This is a genomic window from Streptomyces sp. NPDC054813, from assembly GCF_053611365.1.
Map to the genome: position 1 here is coordinate 528,423 of NZ_JBSHAF010000002.1, position 18,624 is coordinate 547,046.

The following is an 18,624-nucleotide window of genomic DNA, read 5'->3' on the forward strand; positions in this document are numbered from 1 at the left end:
CGGCGTGGGGGGCGCCCTCTCCCGGGGCCCGCCGGCGCCGCCCCAGACACAAACCCCTCGGGCCCCCGCTCTCACTCTCCGGGCGCCCCGCCCTCGGTTTTGTTATGTCGCTATGCAGACTTGCGGCTGTCCCTCGGATGAATCGCGATGTTCATCGCGCCGGAGCGCAGAACCGCCAGACGCTCCTCGAGGACCTCTTCGAGTTCCTCACGGGTGCGTCGCTCCATCAGCATGTCCCAGTGGGTACGCGCGGGCTTGGCCTTCTTCTCTTCAGGGCCGTCGCCGTCCACGAGGAGTGCCTGGGCCCCGCAGACCTTGCACTCCCACTCCGGCGGGATCTCCGCCTCGACCGAGAAGGGCATCTCGAACCGGTGCCCCTTCTCGCATGCGTACTCCACGGCCTGGCGCGGGGCCAGGTCGATACCGCGGTCCGTCTCGTAGCTGGTCACTACGAGGCGCGTACCGCGAAGAGCTCGCTCACTCATGAATCGTGCCTCCCGGGCTTGTCGCCCACAGGACAGGTGTCGCTGTCGTCGTCATCCGGTCAACGTCCGGTCGGCGGTAAAGATTCCCGTTCCGGGTCATGCGTCGCCGTCGTAGCCGCCCCTTGTTGTACCCACCAGCGCCCGGTTTGTCACATCTGCTAACAGATGTCACCCAGCGTTTCTGCATCTTTGACGCGCAGTAACGGTACGCCTGGCAGGCCAAACGCGTACACTACCGCTCTTCCGCGTTGAACGCTAAATCTTCCTGCTGGATCTTCCGCTAGACCTTCTGCGGAACCGGGTTGCCGGCCTCACCGATCGCCTGCCGCACCGGAACCCGCGCGAGCAGCGCGAACCCGATGACGAAGAAGACCACCAGCGAGATGATCGCCGAGCGGTAGCTTCCGGTGACCTGGAAGGTGATTCCGAAGAGCAGAGGTCCCAGCCAGCTCATCCCCCGATCGCTCATCTCGTACGCCGCGAAGTACTCGGCTTCTTTGCCGGGCGGCACGAGATGCGAGAACAGGGAGCGGGACAGGGCCTGGCTGCCGCCGAGGACGAGACCGATACCGGCCGCTAGGACGAAGAACCACACCGGCGCCTCGGCCGGCAGGAAGTACCCGGCCGCCAGTGTCACCGTCCACGCCACCAGCGACCCGAGGATCGTACGCTTGGCCCCGTACCTCCTCGCGAGCCGCCCCATCGTCAGGGCGCCGGCCACCGCCAGCACCTGGACCAGCAGGACGGCCCCGATGAGCGTCGACTGGCCGAGCCCGAGCTCCTCGGAGCCGTAGACGGACGCCTGGGAGATCACGGTCTGGATGCCGTCGTTGTAGACGAGGTACGCCAGCAGGAAGGACAGCGTGAGCGGATGGCGGCGCATGTTCCTGACGGTCGCCGCGAGTTGACGCAGCCCGGGCGCCGTCGCCTCGGCCGCCCTGCCGCCCCGGTCGCGCAGCCGCCGTAGCGGTACGAGGGTGAAGACACCCCACCACAGACCCGCCGCGGCCAGACAGATGCGGACCGCCTCCGTCTCGGAGAGGCCGAAGGAGTCGTGCGCGGAGTACAGGACCAGGTTGGCTATCAGCACCAGGGAACCGGCCGCGTAGCCGAAGGCCCAGCCCCGGGAGGAGATCGTGTCGCGTTCCTCGGGCGGGGCGATCTGGGGGAGATAGGAGTTGTAGAGCATCAGGGCGACGGACTGGGCCGCGTTCGCCACGATCAGCAGCAGCCCGCCGAGCAGGTAGCGGTCGCCGTCGAGGAAGAACATGCCCGTGGTCGCCACGGCCCCGGTGTACGCGGCCGCGCCGAGCAGCTGCTTCTTGCGGCCCGTGCGGTCGGCCACGCTGCCCACCAGGGGCATCAGCACGACCGCCAGGATCACCGACAGGGAGACCGAGTAGGCGAAGAAGGAGCCCGAGCGGACCGGGATGCCGAGTGGGTGCACATAGCCGTCCGCGTCGGCCGCGTGGCCGGCGACCGACGTGAGGTACGGGCCGAGGAACACGGTGAGCACGCTCGTGGAGTAGACCGAGCACGCCCAGTCGTAGAAGTACCAGCCGCGCTGTTCGCGCCGCAGCTCGGTGACCTCGTCCGAGGCCCCCGTCCGCACGGTTTCGGTGCCCACCCGTGCCCTCGCCTTTCCCCAGCAGTGCCGCCGCGCGTCTCAGAACCAGACGCCGCGGTCCTGCATGACCTCACGCAACGTGTCGATGTGATCGGTCATGATGCCATCGACTCCCAGATCCAGGAGCCGGTGCATCCGCGCGGGTTCGTTGATGGTCCACACGTGGACGTGCAACCCGCGCGCGTGGGCGGCGCGGACGAAGCGGCGGTCGACGACCGGCACGCCTGACTGTGACTCGGGTACCTGCGCGGCGACCGCCGACCGGCGCACCGAGGCGGGCAGCCCCCAGGAGCGCAGCCGCAGCCCGACCACGCCGCGGGTGCCGAACGAGGTGGCCAACCGCGGTCCGGCGATGCGCTGCGCCCGCAGCACCCGGGCCTCCGAGAACGAGCCGACGCACACCCGGTCGTAGGAGTCCGTCCGGTCGATCAGGTCCAGCAGCGGCCGCAGCGCCGGCTCCGCCTTGGCGTCCACGTTCCAGCGGACGTCGGGAAATTCTTCGAGGAGTTCCTCGAAGAGGGGGAGCGGTTCGCGGCCCGCCACGCGCGCGTGCCGTACGTCCTGCCACGGCAGGTCGCCGATCCGGCCCGCCCCGTCGGTGACCCGGTCCAGGGTGTCGTCGTGGAAGGCGACGAGCCTGCCGTCCGCCGTGGCGTGCACATCGGTCTCGATGTACCGGTAGCCGAGTTCCACGGCGCGCCGGAACTGCGCCACGGTGTTCTCCAGGCCGTCCGCGGCCCCGCCACGGTGGGCGAAGGCGATGGGGCCGGGGTGGTCCAGGTACGGGTGGCGTATCAACGTGCTCACGGGCGAAGTATGGCCTGCTCCGATGACCTCTTGGCAACGACCGTGCTGCCTGCGGATGCCACCGGAACGGCGAACACCTTCAGGAACAGCTGGGCGAGGGGCCCGATGGAGACGGCGTAGAGCAGGGTCCCGACGCCGATGGTCCCGCCGAGTACGAATCCCGTGGCGACCACCGCGACCTCGATCGCCGTCCGGATCAGCCGGATCGAACGTCCGGTACGGCGGTGCAGCCCCGTCATCAGGCCGTCCCGGGGACCCGGCCCGAAGCTCGCCGCGATGTACAGCCCGGTCGCCGCGCCATTGAGTACGATCCCCGCCGCCATCAGCGGAACCCGCACGGCGAACGCGTGCGCGCCGGGGACCACGGCGAGCGTGGCGTTCATGGCGAGGCCGATGACGAACACGTTGGAGACCGTGCCGAGGCCCGGGCGCTGCCGCAGCGGGATCCACAGGAGCAGCACGGCCGCGCCCACGAATATCGACACGGTGCCGATGCTCAGCCCGAGGTGCTCGGCGAGCCCCTGGTGGAGCACGCCCCAGGGCTCCAGGCCGAGGCCCGCCTCGACGAGAAGCCCGGAACTCACGCCGTACAGGGTGAGCCCCGCATAGAGCTGGATCAGCCGTCGCCCGAGCCGGCCTCGCGTGGACAAGAGGTACCCCCTGCTGGTGATGGTGGACTGGTTCATGTCACTCTGTGGCTTGGGAGGAAATGCCATCCATGGCCAATTCGGGGAAGGTGGACTGATTCTCATGGCGCAGTGGACCTCGGCGGTGGGTGCCGCACAGCTCGGCCGGCTGCTCAACTCGCAGCAGGACCGCCCGGCCGGCCCCGGCACCCGGCGCCCGCCCGCCTACCGCGCGCTCGCCGACGGTATCCGCCTGCTGGTCCTCGAAGGGCGCGTCCCGGTCGCCGCCCGGCTGCCCGCCGAGCGCGAACTGGCCCTCGCCCTGTCCGTCAGCCGTACGACCGTTGCGGCGGCGTACGAGGCGCTGCGCGCGGAGGGGTTTCTGGAGTCCCGGCGGGGCGCCGGCAGCTGGACCGCCGTCCCGGCAGGCAACCCGCTGCCCGCCCGCGGCCTCGAACCACTGCCGCCCGAGGCCCTCGGCTCGCTGATCGACCTGGGCTGCGCCGCCCTGCCGGCGCCCGAACCCTGGCTGACCCGCGCGGTCCAGGGCGCCCTGGAGGAACTGCCGCCGTACGCCCACACGCACGGCGACTACCCGGCCGGGCTTCCGGTCCTGCGCGCGATGATCGCGGAGCGCTACACCGCGCGCGGGATCCCCACGATGCCCGAGCAGATCATGGTCACCACCGGTGCGATGGGCGCGATCGACGCGATCTGCCATCTCTTCGGCGGACGCGGGGAGCGCATCGCCGTCGAGTCGCCCTCGTACGCCAACATCCTCCAGCTGATGCGGGAGGCCGGCGCCCGGCTGGTCCCCGTGGCGATGGCGGAGGGCCTCACGGGCTGGGACATGGACCGCTGGCGCCAGGTCCTGCGGGAGGCGGCGCCCCGGATCGCGTATGTCGTCGCCGACTTCCACAACCCCACGGGGGCGCTCGCCGACGAGGACCAGCGTCGCCGGCTGGTCGACGCGGCCCGCTCGGCGGGCACGGTGCTGGTCGCCGACGAGACGATGAGCGAACTCTGGCTGGACGAGGGGGTGGAGATGCCCCGCCCGGTCTGCGGCTTCGACCCGGCGGGTTCGACCGTGGTCACCGTCGGATCCGCCAGCAAGGCGTTCTGGGCGGGCATGCGCATCGGGTGGGTGCGGGCGGCTCCGGACGTCATCCGCAGCCTGGTCGCCGCGCGGGCCTACGCCGACCTGGGGACGCCGGTGCTGGAGCAGCTGGCGGTGAACTGGCTGTTCGGCACGGGGGGCTGGGAGCATGCGGTCGAGCTGCGCCGGATCCAGGCCCGCCAGAACCGGGACGATCTGCTGGCCGCGGTACGGCGGGAGCTGCCGAACTGGGAGTTCGAGGTCCCGCGGGGCGGGCTGACGTTGTGGGTCCGGGCGGGCGGACTGTCCGGCTCGCGGCTGGCGGAGGCGGGGGAGCGGGTGGGGGTGCGGGTGCCGTCCGGGCCGCGGTTCGGGGTCGACGGTGCCTTCGAGGGCTATGTGCGGCTTCCGTTCACCGTGGGGGGAGCGGTGGCGGAGGAGGCGGCGGCTCGACTGGCCGCGGCGGCGCGGTTGGTGGAGGCCGGCGCCTCCGGCGGGGGTGAGGCGCCGAGGACGTTTGTGGCGTAGGGGTAGGCGTAGGCGGTTGTTCGGCTGCGGGTGGGTGGGGGCTGGTCGCGCCCACGCGGCGGTAGCCGTGAATCCGATACAGCCCCGCGCCCCTTACGGGGCACGTGCAGCTGCGGGCGGTCGTGCCTCCCCCCGTGCCTGAAGGGCCTGAGAGGTGCCCCCCAGGCGGCACGGGTGGGCGCGGCGGCACCCTGCGAGCGCCGGTGAGCGACCCGGCCCCCGCCTCAGCCCTCGGCGACCGCCGGTGAGCGACCCCACCCCCGCCTCAGCCCTCGGCGACCGCCGCCTCCATCGGGACCGGCTGCTCCGTCGGCTCACTCCGCGGCGGCAACAGGTCCAGTACCGCCTGCCGGTCCGCGTCGCTCGTCGCGTCGTCGTACGGGTCCGGCGTGGCCGGCACCTGGAGCCGCAGTACCGGACCGTGGCCCAGCCGGGCATAGCCCCGGCCCGGCGGCATGTGGGCCAATGGCGTCGTGTGCGGCGGTGCCCCCAGCGCCGCCTCCAGCTCGTCCGGCAGCGCCGGCCCGAGCACGACACGCGCGCGCGTGTGCTGTCGTAGCGCCTCGCTCACCGCGTCCGTGCTGTCGAGGTGCTCGGCGACCACCACGGTGACGTTCGCCGCGCGGCCGTGCCGGAGGGGGGTCTGGAGCAGGGCCTGCGGGTCCTGGTGGCCGTTCGCCGAGGCCAGGTGGACGAAGGAGCCGGGGCGGTCCAGCAGGATCCACAGCGGGCGCCGGCAGTCGTCCGGCGGCGGATGGCCGGCCTGGCGTGCGCGGTTGAGGGCGATGAGCCGCCGTTCCGTCTCGTGCGCGGCCCATTCGAGGCTGGCCAGCGACCCGGCGAGACCGCACTCCACGGCGAGGACCCCGTCCCGGCCGGAGAGGCACGCGTACTCGCCGGTGCCGCCACCCTCGACGATCAGCACGTCGCCGTACTGGAGGGCCTGCAGGGCGACGGAGCGCAGCAGGGTCGAGGTGCCGCTGCCGGGGCGGCCCATGACCAGCAGATGGGGTTCGGTGGAGCGGGCGCCGGTGCGCCAGACCACCGGCGGGACGTCCCGCTGCTCCTCGCCGTACGCGAGCGGGAGGGTGCGCTGGACCTCGCTGGGGTCGGTGAAGCCGAGGACCGTCTCGCCCGGGGCGGTGACGAACCGCTGGGCTGCGATGTCGGTGGGCAGCGGGGCCAGGACGGTCACCGTGAGCCGGTTGCCCTCCTCGTCCCACGCGAAGTGGTACTCGCGGCCGCGACCGGACTTCGCGGTGAGCAGGTACTCGATCCGGGCGCGGGCGTCGGGTTCGCCGTCCGGGAAGTACGCGGGGTAGCGGATCAACAGCTGGCCGATCCGGCCGGCGTCGTCGAACTCGTGGGAGAGGAAGGCCTTCTCCCACTCCCCGCCGTGCGCGTACAACGGCGCCGGGTCCTCGGCGGCCGAGAAGTACGGCACCAGGGCCTCGTACAGGGACTGGAGCCGCTGGGTCTGCGACTCGTCGGGGCCCTCCGGCGGGGGTGGGGTGCGGTCGCGGCCGTGCCAGGCGCTCGCCGCCATCAGGGTGATGACGGCGAGCAGGGGTCCGTACGGCACCAGGGCCACGACCAGGACGACCGAGGCCACCAGGAACAGCAGCGGGCCACGCTTGTCCTTGGGTGTCTCCGCCCATCTGTGCCGTCCGGCCGAGGCCAGTCGGCCCAGTCCGCGCGTGACGGTGATGAGCGGATGGAGGACGTCGGTGGCGTTGTCGGCGGCCGTCCGGGCCAGCTCCCTGCTCCGGGCGAGCTGCGCGGTGCCGTTGCTCAGAATGCGGGGGAGAGGGCGCCGGGCCACTGCTGTCTCCTGAAGGTGCGTAGGGACGGGAGGGGCGTCGTCAGAACTTGATGCCGCCGAGCAGGCTCGCAAGGCTCTCGCCGCCTGCCTTGATGCTCGGTGCGATGGCCGTGCTGGCGAGGTAGAACCCGAAGAGTGCCGAGGCCGTGGCGTGCGACGGCTTCAGTCCGTCCTTGCGGAAGAAGAGGAAGACGACGATGCCGAGCACGATGACGCCTGAGATGGAGAGGATCATTTGAGATCTCCTGGTGTCGAAGGGGGACAGTCACCATGAGTTCTTCCAGGATCACAGCAGGTATCCATACTATTAAAGGTGCAAATGAGTGAATTTCGTCAGATTTCACTCGGTCGGCGGATCATTCCTGACCCGAGCCGACCAGGTCGGACGATGTCCGGGTCGGGTCCGGGTGATCGTCCGGCGGAACTGCGGTGATCTTTACCTCGGGCGGTTTCGGTCATGTGCGCCCTGAAGCCAGTACGCTGACGATTCACTCGTACGGCCGCGCGGCCCGCCCGTTGCCGTACGCTCCCCCCGTCCACGGAAGTCCCCGCAGAACACAGGAGAGGCGGTCCGTTCGATGAGCGAAGCCCCCGACCCCGAGGTCGTGGAGCTGGCGACCAAGATCTTCGATCTGGCCCGGCAGGGGCGGACCGAGGCGCTCGTGGCGTACCTCGACGCGGGCGTTCCGGCCAACCTCACCAACGACCGTGGCGACTCCCTCGTGATGCTCGCCGCCTATCACGGGCACGCCGACGCGGTGCGCGAGCTGCTCGCCCGGGGTGCCGAGGCGGACCGGATCAACGACAGAGGCCAGACCCCACTCGCCGGAGCGGTCTTCAAGGGCGAGACAGAGGTCATCAAGGCGCTCATGGAGGCCGGCGCGGACCCCGCGGCGGGCACTCCGTCAGCCGTCGACACCGCGCGGATGTTCGGCAAGACAGAACTTCTCGAATTGTTCGGCATCCACTGAACCACCCTTCCGACCAGCGAAAACACACAAAACGGGGGAGGCGGTACAGGGCCGCCGAAATTTCGGTCGCGGCAGGTCGAAGTGCCGAGTCATCATGACGTCGTGATTCACGGACGCGATGGCTGGGCAGGTGTTGCCGCACCGCGCGGGCCGTGATGCGGCCCGCATGGGCCACTGACGAGAGGCAGAGAGAGATGGTCTACAGCAAGCAAGAAACGGCGGGCGCTCCGACGTTGTGTCACGCGGCCAGGTAGTGCGTGTTCTCCGGTTGCGTCGACGCTTGATGTGAGGCTGTTTCCCATGTTCGATCCGGTCATAGCGCCCAGCGGTACGCTGCTCGGCCTGCTCCAGCGGGGCCGTGGCGACGGCACGCTGCACGCGCTCACCGCCCCGCGCGCCGAAGCGCTCGCGGCCCTGAACCACTGCGTGCTCCGCGACCCCCGCCACGACTGGCAGGTGGAGAACCGCTCCCTGTACTACGCCCGCCTCTATCTCGACCTGAACGGCGAGCTGGACGCCATCGAGGCGCATCTCTTCGACCCCGACGACGTCCTCGACACCGAGGAGTCCCGCACCGGCCTCGCGCTGGCCGTGCTCGGGCACCTCGCCTCCTACGGCAGGCGGGACGCGCTCGCACTGCTGCGCAGGTACGCCGCCACCGGCACCAACTGGGCCTGGGCCCTGGACGAGCTGGCGCTGCGCGACGACGACGCGGGCCTGTGCGCCCTGGCCGCGCCGGTGCTCGCGCGCTTCACCACGGACACCGAGGGCGAGGCCGAGCTGGCCGCCGCCGTGCGGGACGCCTTCGAGCCACGGCCCTGGCGGCTGTGGGCCGATGATCCCCGCGAATCGATCGCCACGCGCGTGCGTGCCGCACAGGAAACCGGCTGTTTCGACCGCTGGCAGCGCCAGATGCGACCTACCGGGCCCCGTCCGGGGTGGAGCGTGCGAGCGGTCTTCGAATGGGCCCAGCAGGGCGTCGAACGGGGTGCGGCCCTCCATGTGCCGGCTGCCCGCTGCCTGGTCGCCGTGGCCGGTCCCGAGGACCGGCCGGAGATCATCCAGGCGGCCAAGGACGGCACCGACGGGGCCCGCTGCACCGCGTTGCGCTACCTGGCCGACAGCAACGACTCCGACGCCCTGAGCCTGATCGAGGCCGCGGTGATCGACGGCACCGCCGCCGTCGTGGAGGCCGCCGTCGACGCCTTCGAACGCATGCGCAGTATCGCCGCCGTCGACCGCGCCCGCGGCTGGGCCCGCAGGCCCGACGCCCTCGGCGCCGCCGCCGGACGGATGCTCGCCTGCCGGGGCGGCGCCCAGGACAGCGAACTGGTCCTCGCGGCCCTGCGGGAAGCCGTCCGCGGCGAAGGCCCGGACGCGCCGACCCTGTGGACCCTCGTCGACGGCACCGGACGCCTCGGCATCGCCTGCGCCGCGCCCGTCCTGCGCCACGTCTACCGCGAGACCGCCTCGTCCCATCTCCGCGGCCGCGCCGCCCGTGCCCTGGCCGCCACCGATCCCTCCTTCGCCGCCGGCTTCGCCGTCGAATGCCTCTGGGACTGCGAGGAGACCACCCGCGAGATCGCCGCCCGGCACGCCGAGACCGGTGACGCCCGGGTCGTCGAACAGCTCCGCAGGCTCGCCGCCGACCCCGCCGAGGAGGACGAGGTCCAGACGGCCGTCCGCAGCCGTATCGGACCGGACACACCCGCCGTGTGAGACATCGCCACGGGGGACCACGGCTTCAACTCGGGAACCACGGGGGGTCCCGCATACGTTCCATTCGCGCAGGACTGCCCGCCAAGTGAACGACCGGTGACCGGCGGACCAGTCGGATATGGACGCGGTCTGGCCCGCTCCGGTGTGCAGGGCAACGCTCATGGGACGTTTAACCATCGGAAAGATCCACTTTGACGCGGCCACGTCCAGCCCGGCGACAACACCGGTATGCGTGTCGTCATCGTGACCGAATCCTTTCCCCCCGATGTGAACGGCGTGGCCCACTGCGCGCTTCAGACCGCCCGACACCTCGTCGATCGCGGTCACGCTCCCCTGGTCGTCGCTCCGGCTCCCGCCCCCGGAAACAGGCTCGCCCCGGCCGCCGCGCCGTGCCCTGTCCTCCACGTCCCCTCCCTTCCGCTCCCGGGCTATCCCCAGGTCCGCGTGGCTCTCCCCAGCCGCAAGCTCGCCGCGGCGCTGATCGAGCACCGCACGGACGTCGTCCACCTGGCCAGCCCCTTCATCCTCGGCGTCCGCGGCATGGCCGCCGCCGCCCGGCTCGGCATCCCCGCCGTCGCCGTCTACCAGACCGACCTGGCCGGATATGCCCGGACCTATGTGGGCGCCGGCGAGGCGGCCGCCTGGCGGCGGATACGGTCCGTCCATGGCGCCGCCGACCGCACCCTCGCTCCGTCCACCGCCTCGATCGGCGACCTGGAGTCGCACGGGGTTCCCCGGGTCCAGCTGTGGCAGCGCGGCGTGGACACCGTCCGCTTCCGCCCCGAGTTCCGCGACGAGGCGCTGCGCCGTGAGATCGCCCCGAACGGCGAGGTCATCGTCGGCTACGTCGGCCGCCTCGCCCCCGAGAAGCAGGTCGAACTCCTCGCCGGGGTCTGCGGCCTGGAAGGCGTCAAGGTCGTGATCGTGGGCGACGGGCCCAGTCAGGCCCACCTCACCGAGGCGCTGCCCGGCGCGGTCTTCCTCGGCCGCCGCACCGGGCACGACCTCGCGCGGATCTTCGCCTCGTTCGACGTCTTCGCGCACACCGGCCCCTTCGAGACGTTCTGCCAGACCGTCCAGGAGGCCATGGCCAGCGGTGTCCCGGTGGTCGCGCCCGCCGCCGGCGGCCCGATCGACCTGGTCGACCACGGCCGCACCGGGTTCCTGGTCCCGCCGCGCGACGCGGGCGCCGTCCGCGAGGCCGTGGCCTCCCTGGTGGCCGACCCCGCGATGCGGGCCGGCTTCGGCGCCGCCGCCCGGGCGACCGTCGAGGGCCGCACCTGGGCCGCGGTCGGCGATCAGCTGATCCAGCACTACGAGGACGTCCTCGCGGCGCGCCGACCGGTGGTGGCGGCATGAGCGTCTCGTCGTCAGCACCCCTGCGCATCGTCCGGCTGGCCAACTTCGTCGCCCCGTCCTCCGGCGGCCTGCGCACCGCCCTGCGCGAACTCGGGAAGGGCTTCGTGGCCGCCGGTCACGAATCGGTCCTGATCGTGCCCGGCGAGCGCTACTCGGACCGGGTCGAGGAGCAGGGCCGGGTCATCACCCTGCCCGGCCCGGTGCTGCCCGGCACCGGCGGCTACCGCGTCCTCGTCGACAAGACACGCGTGCAGACCCTCCTGGAGCACCTCGCCCCGGACCGCCTGGAGGTGTCCGACCGCACCACCCTGCGCTGGACCGGCCGCTGGGCCCGGCGCGCCCGGATCCCCGCCGTGATGGTGTCCCACGAGACCGCCGACGGCGTCCTGCGCACCTGGGGCATGTCCGAGAACATGTCCCGGCGCACCGCGGACGCCCTCAACATCCGCACGGCGCACACGTACGCACGCGTGGTGTGCACCACCGAGTTCGCCGAGCGCGAGTTCATCCGCATCGGCGCGCGCAACGTCGTACGCGCCCCTCTGGGTGTCGACCTGACGGGCCGCCACCCCTCGATGCGCGACCTCGACCTGCGGGCGCGGTACGCGAGCCAGGACGAGGCACTGCTCGTCATGTGCTCGCGGCTGTCCGTGGAGAAGCGGCCCGGCACCGCCCTCGACGCCGTGGAGGCGCTGGTCCGGCGCGGCCGCCGGGTCGTCCTGGTCGTCGCCGGGGACGGGCCGCTGCGGGCGCGTCTGGAACAGCGCGCGCGGGAGCGCAGGCTGCCGGTGACCTTCCTCGGGCACGTCTCGGACCGGGACACCCTGGGCGCGCTGCAGGCGTCCGCCGACGTGGCCATGGCGCCCGGCCCCGCCGAAACCTTCGGCCTCGCCGCCCTGGAGGCCATGGCCTGCGGGACGCCCGTGGTCGCCAGCGCCTCCTCCGCGCTGCCCGAGGTGATCGGGTCCGCGGGGGCCACCGCGGCCGACCGTGGCGACGCCTTCGCCGACGCGGTGGAGATGCTCCTGGAGCGGCCCGGCACCGAGCGCCGGGAAGTGGCACGCGCGCGAGCGGAGTGCTTCGGCTGGGGAACGGCCGTGGAGGCCTTCCTCGCCGCGCACGACGCGCCGGTGCTGTGCCGTCGCGACGAGAGCGGAACGACGGAACCGATCCGTCGTGTCGTGCCGGAGGGCGTGGCATGAGAACGGTTCGGTTCGTGGCGCTGGGGGACTCGCTGACCGAGGGCGTGGGCGACCCCGCCGGCGACGGGTGGCGCGGCTGGGCCGCGCTGCTGTCCGGCGGACTCGCCGCGAAGGACGTGGACTTCACCAACCTCGCGGTCAGCGGGGCGCAGACCCGGGACGTGCTGGAACGCCAGACCCCGGCCGCACTGGACCTGCGCCCCGACATCGTCGCCGTCGTCATCGGCGTCAACGACACCCTGCGCTGCACCTTCGACATCCACGCGGTGGCCGCCCGGCTCGACAAGGTCTACGCGGCCTTCACCGCATCGGGCGCGACGCTGCTCACCGCATGTCTGCCCGACCCCGGCTCGATGCTCGGACTCCCGGGCGCCCTGGCCCGCCCGCTGGCCCGCCGGCAGCGTGCGGTCAACACGGTGGTGCACGCGTTGTCCGAGCGGTACGGGGCCGTCCATCTGCACGCGGCGGAGGGCGCCTGGCTGACCGACCGCGCGATGTGGAGCGCGGACCGGCTGCACCCGTGCGAGCGCGGGCACCGGCAGCTCGCCGTCCGCTTCCACGCCCTGCTCGCCCCGATGGGCAAGGCGACGGGGACGGCGCCGTCCCCCGAGCCCGAGTTCCCGGCGCCGACCAAGAAGGCGAGTCTGTTCTGGCTGGCCACGGCCGGCACCGCCTGGGTGATCAGGCGCTGCCGCGACCTGCTGCCCCAGCTGCTGCGGCTGGCCCTCGACGAGATGCGGCACCGCCGGAAGGGCACCAGCGCACGCCTGGACCTGAGCGCGTCCGCCGCCGTGTCCGCCGCACTGGCCGCCCTCCAGTCGCCGGAGCGGCCCGCCGACGCCGCGTGAGGACGACGACGTCACACGCGGTCGAGGGCGCCGGATGCGGCGCGTGAAGGGCGGTGCCGGACGCGGCGCGCGGGCGACGGTGCCGGAGGTGGCGCGCGGGCGACGGTGCCGGAGGTGGCGCATGGCGGACGGTGCCGGAGGTGGCGCCGCGGTGCCGGACGAGGCCGCCACGGAGGCTCAGCGACGGCGTACCGCCACGAAGCGGACCGGGATGCCGGGGACCGCCTGGGCCGCGGCCGGGAGGTCGGCGGCGCGGACCACCGCGATCACCGGATAGCCGCCGGTGGTCGGATGGTCGGCCAGGAACACCACCGGACAGCCGTCCGGCGGCACCTGGACGGCGCCGAGGACCATGCCCTCGCTGGGGAGTTCACCGGGACGGGCCCGCTCCAGGGCGGGCCCTTCCGTGCGCAGCCCGATGCGGTTGCTCGCCGACGACACGCGGTACGCGCGCGAGGTGAACGCCCGGACGGCCGTGGGCGTGAACCAGTCGGCGCGCGGACCGAGCGTCACCCGCAGCACGAGCTCCGTGGGCGGGGACGGCTGCGGTACGACGTCCACGCGCGCGTGCGGAGCCGCCGGAGTGCCCAACGGGAGCACCGTGCCGTCCGCCAGCGGGGCCGGCCCGAGCCCGGAGAGCAGATCCGTGGCCCGGCTGCCCAGCACCGGCTCGACCGCGATCCCACCCGAGACGGCCACATAACTCCGTACGCCGGACCGGGCCGCTCCCACCTCCAGCAGTTCCCCGGCCGGAACCACCACGGGCGCGCCCCACGCGGCCGGGCGCCCGCCCACCGAGACCGGACCCGGAGCACCCCCGACCGCGACCACCACCGCCGAACGCGGTCGCACGGCACACCCGTTGAGGGTCGTCTCCAGAACGGCCGCATCGGGGGAGTTGCCGACCAGCCGGTTGACGAGCGCCGCGGCGGGCGCGTCCAGCGCCCCCGAGCGGGGCACCCCGAGATGTGCGTACCCGGGGCGTCCGCGGTCCTGCACAGTGGTCAGCGCCCCGGCCCGTACGACGACGAGCGCACGGTCGGTCATACGCCCCCCACCGGCACGAACCGCACCCGCGTCCCCGGAGTCAGCAGCGCGGCCGGCACGCGCGCGTGGTCCCACAGCACCGCCTCCGTCGTCCCGATCAACTGCCAGCCGCCAGGCGAGGCGCGCGGATACACGCCCGTGTACGGCCCGGCCAGCGCCACCGCGCCGGCGGGCACCGCCGTGCGCGGGGTGGCACGGCGCGGCACGTCGTAGCGGACGGGGAGTCCGGTGAGGTAGCCGAAGCCGGGCGCGAAGCCGCAGAAGGCGACCGTGAACTCGGTTCCCGCGTGGATGCGGGCCACCTCCCGCTCGGGCACCCGCCAGTGGGCGGCGACCTCGGCCAGGTCCGGGCCGTCGTAGCGCACGGGCAGTTCGACGGCCGCACGCGCGCTTGAGGGAGCGGACGGGATCTCGGCGGCGGCCAGTTCGGCCGCCCAGCGCGCCGGGTCGTCGAGGCCGTCGAGCAGGACCGTGCGGGCGGCCGGCACGATCTCGCGGACCCTCAGCGAGCCCTCCGCACGCCGGCGCGAGAGCTCGGCGTGCAGGGCTTGGGCCTCCGCGCCGGAGCCGACTTCGATCAGGAGGGCGTCGTCACCGACCAGGTGGGTTGTCATGCGCGTGGCAGTCTCGGGCTTCGGGCTCGGGACGAGGCCCGGGCCCGTGTTCCTGCCGGGGTTCATGGCCCCGTTCATGCCGGCGTTCCTGTCGGCGTTCCTGCTCATGCGAAGGCCGTTACGGTCACGCCCGCCTCCGTGAGCCGCGTGCGCACCCTGCGTGCCAGCTCCACGGCGCCCGGGGTGTCGCCATGCAGGCAGAGCGAGCGGGCGCGCACGGCGATGCGCGCGCCGGAGTGCGCGGTGACCGCTCCGGAGCGTGCCAGCTCCACCGAGCGCTGCACGACCGCCTCCGGGTCGCTCACCACCGCACCCTCGGTCCCGCGCGGGACGAGCGTCCCTTCGTCGGTGTACGCGCGGTCCGCGAACGCCTCGGTGACGGCGGGCAGTCCCGCCTTCCCGGCCAGCTCCAGCAGCCGTGAACCGGGCAGCCCGAGGACGGGCAGTGAAGCGCTCGCGAGGAGCACGCCGTCGACCACCGCGGCGGCCTGCTCCCCGTCGTGCACGACCCGGTTGTAGAGCGCGCCGTGCGGCTTCACGTACGCCACCCGCGCGCCGGCCGCGCGTGCGAAGACCTCGAGCGCACCGATCTGGTAGGCCACCTCGGCCGCCAGCTCGGCGGGCGGCACGTCCATCGCGCGCCGCCCGAACCCCGCCAGGTCCCGGTAGGACACCTGGGCGCCGATCGTCACCCCGCGTCCGGCCGCCAGCTCGCACACCCGCCGCATGGTGGCCGCGTCCCCCGCGTGGAAGCCGCAGGCCACGTTGGCACTGGTGACGACGGACAGCAACTGCTCGTCGTCGGTGAGCCGCCAGCGGCCGAAGCCCTCGCCGAGGTCGGCGTTCAGGTCGATCGAGGTCATGGATCAGCCGTCTCTCGTGTCAGGCGACGCGGTACTGCTCGTCTCGGGCGTCGCTGATGAACATCTGGCCCGGTGCGTGCGTGATGGCGAACGGCGGCCTGGAGGCCATCACCGCCGCCTGCGGGGTCACCCCGCACGCCCAGAACACCGGGATGTCGTCGGGGCCGGCGTCCACCGGGTCGCCGAAGTCGGGCCGGCCGAGATCGTGGATGCCGAGAGCCGAGGGATCGCCGCAGTGCACGGGGCCGCCGTGCACCGCCGGCAGCCGACTGCTCTCCCGGATCGCCGCCGACAGACGCTCCGGCGGGACCGGGCGCATCGACACCACCATCGGCCCGCTCAGCCGCCCCGCCGGACGGCACGGGCGGCTGGTCACGTACATCGGCACGTTCCGGCCCTGCTCGACATGGCGGATCGGCACGCCCGCCTCGGCCAGCGCCCACTCGAACGTGAAACTGCACCCGATCAGGAACGACACCAGATCGTCCCGCCAGTAGGCTTTCGCGTCCGTCGGCTCGTCCACCAACTCGCCGTCCCGCCACACCCGGTAGCGCGGCAGGTCGGTGCGCAGGTCCGCGTCGTCCGCGAGCACGGTGGCCGTGGCGCCGGCGTCGGTGACGTCGAGCACCGGACAGGGCTTGGGGTTGCGCTGGCAGAACAGCAGCATCTCGTACGCCCAGTCGGCGGGCACCGAGATCAGGTTGGCCTGGGTGTGGCCGGCCGCGACCCCGGCCGTGGCGCCCGTGAGGCCCTCCCGGAAGCGGGCCCGGGCGGTTCTCGGGCTCCACGCGTGCGCGTGCTCGTCGACGAGGATGACAGGACGGTCTTCCGTACGGTTCACGTCAGTTCCTTCCCGCGCGTCTCCGGCAGTCCGAACAGGGCCAGTGCGGCGAGCCCGTACCCGGCCGCGCCGAAGACCAGCGCGCCGCCCACGCCCCAGCTGTCGGCCAGGAAGCCCACCAGGGTCGGGAAGACGGCGCCCACCGCGCGGCCCGCGTTGTACGTGAAGCCCTGCCCGGTGCCGCGCACCGCCGTCGGGTACAGCTCGCTCAGGTAGGAACCGAAGCCGCTGAAGATCGCCGACATGCAGAAGCCGAGCGGGAAACCGAGCACCAGGAGCGTGGTGTTGGCGCTGTCCGGGATGTTCGCGTACGCCAGCACACAGACCGCCGACAGCAGCGCGAACAGCCAGATGTTGCGGCGCCGGCCCAGCCGGTCGGTGAGGTAACCGCCGGTCAGATAGCCGAGGAAGGCTCCCGAGATCAGGAAGGTCAGATACCCGCCGGTACCGACGACCGACAGACCGCGCTCGGTCTTGAGATACGTCGGGACCCAGGTCGCCAGCGTGTAGTACCCGCCCTGGACACCCGTGGAGAGCAGGCCCGCGTAGACCGTGGTGCGCAGCAGACCCGGCGACTCGGCGGTACCCGGACGGAAGATCGCGGCGAACGAGCCGCGCCCAGGGCTCTGTTCGCGGACCGCGACCGCCTGCGGGGCGTCGTGCACGCGGCGGCGCAGCCACACCACGAGCAGCGCGGGCAGCGCGCCGGTCCAGAACATGACTCGCCAGGCCATGTCGTCGCCGACGAACGAGAAGACCAGCGTGTAGACGATCACGGCGAGCGCCCAGCCGACGGCCCACGAGCTCTGGATCGCGCCGAGCGTGCGGCCGCGGTGCCGGGCGGTCGCGTACTCGGCGACCAGGATCGCGCCGACCGCCCACTCGCCGCCGAAGCCGAGGCCCTGGAGGGCCCGGAACACCAGCAGCGTCTCGTAGTTGGGTGCGAAGCCGCAGGCCACCGTGAAGACGGCGTAGGTGATGACCGTGATCATCAGGGCGCGGACCCGGCCGACCCGGTCCGCGACCACGCCCGCCGCGGCGCCGCCGACCGCGGAGACCACCAGGGTGACGGTGGTGAACAGGCCGGTCTGGCCGCTGTCCAGGCCGAAGTACGCCGCGAGCGCGACCATGCTCAGCGGCAGGGTGAAGTAGTCGTACGAATCCAGGGCGTATCCGCCGAAAGCGCCGGCGAACGCCTGCCGGCCTCGCGGACCGAGGGCGCGCAGCCAGCCGAACGCGCCGTCCTCGGCGGTGCGTTCGCCCTTGCCCGGGTACGCGTCGGAGGTCAGGGCCTGCGGTGGAGGAGTCGTGCTCATGGGCACCTCGCAGAAGAGGGGACGAAGGGTGCGGGGACTGAGCCGTGCGGTGCCGTGCCAAGGTGAGCGTGCTGAGCACCGTAGAGGATCGTTCAACGATCCTTCAATACCCGTGTTGTTTCGTTCCTGTGTCTGCGGTTGAATTCCGGGCATGGCAGAGCAGCTGACGGGACTGGCCGACGACCGTGCCCTCCTCGGGCGCACCAGCACCGCCGAACGGGTCTCCGACATCCTCAGGAGCCGTATCGCGGACGGTTATTTTTCGCCAGGCACCCGCCTGTCGGAGGACGGCATCGGCGGTGCGCTGGGTGTCTCCCGCAACACCCTGCGCGAGGCGTTCCGGCTGCTCACCCACGAACGCCTGCTGGTCCACGAACTCAACCGGGGCGTCTTCGTCCGGGTCCTGACCGTCGAGGACGTCGAGGACATCTACCGCACCCGGTCCTTGGTCGAATGCGCCGTCGTACGCGGCCTCGGCGAGCCCCCGTACGCCCTGGACGGACTCTCGGCGGCGGTCACGGAGGGCCGGCAGGCGGCGGCCGGAAATGACTGGAAAGCAGTGGGTACGGCCAATATCCACTTCCACCGGGAACTGGTCGCCCTGGCCGGCAGTGAACGCACCGACGAACTGATGCGCAGCGTCTTCGCCGAACTCCGCCTCGCGTTCCACATCGTCGACGACCCGCACGCCCTGCACGAGCCGTACCTGGCCCGGAACCGGGAGATCCTGCAGTCCCTGGAGGCAGGCGACAGGCGCGGTGCGGAGCGGCTGCTGGAGACGTACCTCACTGATTCACTGGAGCGAGTGGTGGAGGTATACCGACGCAGAGTCGGTGAGGACCTGACTCCGTAA

The 18,624-nt window shown here is 72.4% G+C and carries 18 protein-coding genes; 7 read left to right on the plus strand and 11 right to left on the minus strand.

Features of this window, described 5'->3' with window-relative positions:
• Positions 1 to 110: 110 nt before the first annotated feature.
• From ACWGJB_RS05795 to yczE, 4 genes are all read right to left on the minus strand, one after another.
• The gene (locus ACWGJB_RS05795) at positions 111 to 485 is read right to left on the minus strand and encodes an RNA polymerase-binding protein RbpA (protein ID WP_010046329.1); all 375 of its coding nucleotides are present in this window, start codon (positions 483 to 485) and stop codon (positions 111 to 113) included.
• A gap of 280 nt (positions 486 to 765) precedes the next feature.
• On the minus strand, positions 766 to 2,112 hold the full coding sequence (locus ACWGJB_RS05800; protein WP_453378980.1) for an MFS transporter: 1,347 nt from the start codon (positions 2,110 to 2,112) through the stop codon (positions 766 to 768).
• 39 nt (positions 2,113 to 2,151) lie between these two features.
• Complete coding sequence (locus tag ACWGJB_RS05805) at positions 2,152 to 2,919, minus strand: glycerophosphodiester phosphodiesterase (protein ID WP_453378981.1); 768 nt, start codon at positions 2,917 to 2,919, stop codon at positions 2,152 to 2,154.
• Positions 2,916 to 3,605: a membrane protein YczE gene (gene yczE, locus ACWGJB_RS05810; protein WP_453378982.1), complete on the minus strand. Its 690-nt coding sequence runs from the start codon at positions 3,603 to 3,605 to the stop codon at positions 2,916 to 2,918. Before yczE ends, ACWGJB_RS05805 begins: the two co-directional genes overlap by 4 nt.
• Before the next feature lie 64 nt (positions 3,606 to 3,669).
• On the opposite strand from yczE, the gene ACWGJB_RS05815 reads away from it, so the two are divergent.
• A complete protein-coding gene (locus ACWGJB_RS05815; protein ID WP_453378983.1) occupies positions 3,670 to 5,169 on the plus strand; it encodes an SCO1417 family MocR-like transcription factor in 1,500 nt (499 codons plus the stop codon).
• 265 nt (positions 5,170 to 5,434) lie between these two features.
• Here the strand turns inward: ACWGJB_RS05815 and ACWGJB_RS05820 are convergent, their stop codons facing one another.
• Positions 5,435 to 6,991 carry an ATP-binding protein gene (locus tag ACWGJB_RS05820; RefSeq protein ID WP_453378984.1) on the minus strand — a complete coding sequence of 519 codons (1,557 nt, stop codon included), beginning with the start codon at positions 6,989 to 6,991 and terminating at the stop codon, positions 5,435 to 5,437.
• 40 nt (positions 6,992 to 7,031) lie between these two features.
• Positions 7,032 to 7,226 carry a hypothetical protein gene (locus tag ACWGJB_RS05825; protein ID WP_089103318.1) on the minus strand — a complete coding sequence of 65 codons (195 nt, stop codon included), beginning with the start codon at positions 7,224 to 7,226 and terminating at the stop codon, positions 7,032 to 7,034.
• Between the two features lie 343 nt (positions 7,227 to 7,569).
• Between ACWGJB_RS05825 and ACWGJB_RS05830 the strand changes: the two genes are divergently transcribed.
• From ACWGJB_RS05830 to ACWGJB_RS05850, 5 genes are all read left to right on the plus strand, one after another.
• On the plus strand, positions 7,570 to 7,962 hold the full coding sequence (locus ACWGJB_RS05830; RefSeq protein WP_450759220.1) for an ankyrin repeat domain-containing protein: 393 nt from the start codon (positions 7,570 to 7,572) through the stop codon (positions 7,960 to 7,962).
• A gap of 300 nt (positions 7,963 to 8,262) precedes the next feature.
• Positions 8,263 to 9,681: a HEAT repeat domain-containing protein gene (locus ACWGJB_RS05835; RefSeq protein WP_453378985.1), complete on the plus strand. Its 1,419-nt coding sequence runs from the start codon at positions 8,263 to 8,265 to the stop codon at positions 9,679 to 9,681.
• Positions 9,682 to 9,909: 228 nt separating this feature from the next.
• Positions 9,910 to 11,040 (plus strand): glycosyltransferase family 4 protein, encoded by a 1,131-nt coding sequence (locus ACWGJB_RS05840; protein WP_453378986.1) that lies wholly within the window; start codon positions 9,910 to 9,912, stop codon positions 11,038 to 11,040.
• Positions 11,037 to 12,242 carry a glycosyltransferase gene (locus tag ACWGJB_RS05845; RefSeq protein WP_453378987.1) on the plus strand — a complete coding sequence of 402 codons (1,206 nt, stop codon included), beginning with the start codon at positions 11,037 to 11,039 and terminating at the stop codon, positions 12,240 to 12,242. Before ACWGJB_RS05840 ends, ACWGJB_RS05845 begins: the two co-directional genes overlap by 4 nt.
• Positions 12,239 to 13,090 carry an SGNH/GDSL hydrolase family protein gene (locus ACWGJB_RS05850; protein ID WP_453378988.1) on the plus strand — a complete coding sequence of 284 codons (852 nt, stop codon included), beginning with the start codon at positions 12,239 to 12,241 and terminating at the stop codon, positions 13,088 to 13,090. Before ACWGJB_RS05845 ends, ACWGJB_RS05850 begins: the two co-directional genes overlap by 4 nt.
• 177 nt (positions 13,091 to 13,267) lie before the next feature.
• On the opposite strand, the gene ACWGJB_RS05855 is transcribed toward ACWGJB_RS05850, so the two are convergent.
• The 5 genes from ACWGJB_RS05855 to ACWGJB_RS05875 all read right to left on the minus strand — a co-directional run bounded on the left by ACWGJB_RS05855 (position 13,268) and on the right by ACWGJB_RS05875 (position 17,771).
• Complete coding sequence (locus ACWGJB_RS05855; RefSeq protein ID WP_453378989.1) at positions 13,268 to 14,137, minus strand: 5-oxoprolinase subunit C family protein; 870 nt, start codon at positions 14,135 to 14,137, stop codon at positions 13,268 to 13,270.
• A complete protein-coding gene (locus ACWGJB_RS05860; RefSeq protein ID WP_453378990.1) occupies positions 14,134 to 14,751 on the minus strand; it encodes a 5-oxoprolinase subunit B family protein in 618 nt (205 codons plus the stop codon). The genes ACWGJB_RS05855 and ACWGJB_RS05860 overlap by 4 nt, the downstream gene beginning before the upstream one ends.
• A 104-nt stretch (positions 14,752 to 14,855) precedes the next feature.
• Positions 14,856 to 15,614: a LamB/YcsF family protein gene (locus ACWGJB_RS05865; RefSeq protein WP_453378991.1), complete on the minus strand. Its 759-nt coding sequence runs from the start codon at positions 15,612 to 15,614 to the stop codon at positions 14,856 to 14,858.
• Positions 15,615 to 15,633: 19 nt separating this feature from the next.
• The gene (locus ACWGJB_RS05870; RefSeq protein WP_453378992.1) at positions 15,634 to 16,455 is read right to left on the minus strand and encodes a putative hydro-lyase; all 822 of its coding nucleotides are present in this window, start codon (positions 16,453 to 16,455) and stop codon (positions 15,634 to 15,636) included.
• Positions 16,452 to 17,771: an MFS transporter gene (locus tag ACWGJB_RS05875; RefSeq protein ID WP_453378993.1), complete on the minus strand. Its 1,320-nt coding sequence runs from the start codon at positions 17,769 to 17,771 to the stop codon at positions 16,452 to 16,454. Before ACWGJB_RS05875 ends, ACWGJB_RS05870 begins: the two co-directional genes overlap by 4 nt.
• Before the next feature lie 151 nt (positions 17,772 to 17,922).
• Between ACWGJB_RS05875 and ACWGJB_RS05880 the strand changes: the two genes are divergently transcribed.
• Positions 17,923 to 18,624, plus strand: a complete 702-nt coding sequence (locus ACWGJB_RS05880) for a GntR family transcriptional regulator (protein WP_453378994.1) — start codon at positions 17,923 to 17,925, stop codon at positions 18,622 to 18,624.

Bases quoted from the DNA above. Each gene is read 5' to 3' on its own strand.
- ACWGJB_RS05795 (WP_010046329.1), bottom strand. From the start codon at position 485: ATGAGTGAGCGAGCTCTTCGCGGTACGCGCCTCGTAGTGACCAGCTAC.
- yczE (WP_453378982.1), bottom strand. From the start codon at position 3,605: ATGAACCAGTCCACCATCACCAGCAGGGGGTACCTCTTGTCCACGCGA.
- ACWGJB_RS05815 (WP_453378983.1), top strand. From the start codon at position 3,670: ATGGCGCAGTGGACCTCGGCGGTGGGTGCCGCACAGCTCGGCCGGCTG.
- ACWGJB_RS05825 (WP_089103318.1), bottom strand. From the start codon at position 7,226: ATGATCCTCTCCATCTCAGGCGTCATCGTGCTCGGCATCGTCGTCTTC.
- ACWGJB_RS05830 (WP_450759220.1), top strand. From the start codon at position 7,570: ATGAGCGAAGCCCCCGACCCCGAGGTCGTGGAGCTGGCGACCAAGATC.
- ACWGJB_RS05835 (WP_453378985.1), top strand. From the start codon at position 8,263: ATGTTCGATCCGGTCATAGCGCCCAGCGGTACGCTGCTCGGCCTGCTC.
- ACWGJB_RS05840 (WP_453378986.1), top strand. From the start codon at position 9,910: ATGCGTGTCGTCATCGTGACCGAATCCTTTCCCCCCGATGTGAACGGC.
- ACWGJB_RS05845 (WP_453378987.1), top strand. From the start codon at position 11,037: ATGAGCGTCTCGTCGTCAGCACCCCTGCGCATCGTCCGGCTGGCCAAC.
- ACWGJB_RS05850 (WP_453378988.1), top strand. From the start codon at position 12,239: ATGAGAACGGTTCGGTTCGTGGCGCTGGGGGACTCGCTGACCGAGGGC.
- ACWGJB_RS05855 (WP_453378989.1), bottom strand. From the start codon at position 14,137: ATGACCGACCGTGCGCTCGTCGTCGTACGGGCCGGGGCGCTGACCACT.
- ACWGJB_RS05860 (WP_453378990.1), bottom strand. From the start codon at position 14,751: ATGACAACCCACCTGGTCGGTGACGACGCCCTCCTGATCGAAGTCGGC.
- ACWGJB_RS05865 (WP_453378991.1), bottom strand. From the start codon at position 15,614: ATGACCTCGATCGACCTGAACGCCGACCTCGGCGAGGGCTTCGGCCGC.
- ACWGJB_RS05875 (WP_453378993.1), bottom strand. From the start codon at position 17,771: ATGAGCACGACTCCTCCACCGCAGGCCCTGACCTCCGACGCGTACCCG.
- ACWGJB_RS05880 (WP_453378994.1), top strand. From the start codon at position 17,923: ATGGCAGAGCAGCTGACGGGACTGGCCGACGACCGTGCCCTCCTCGGG.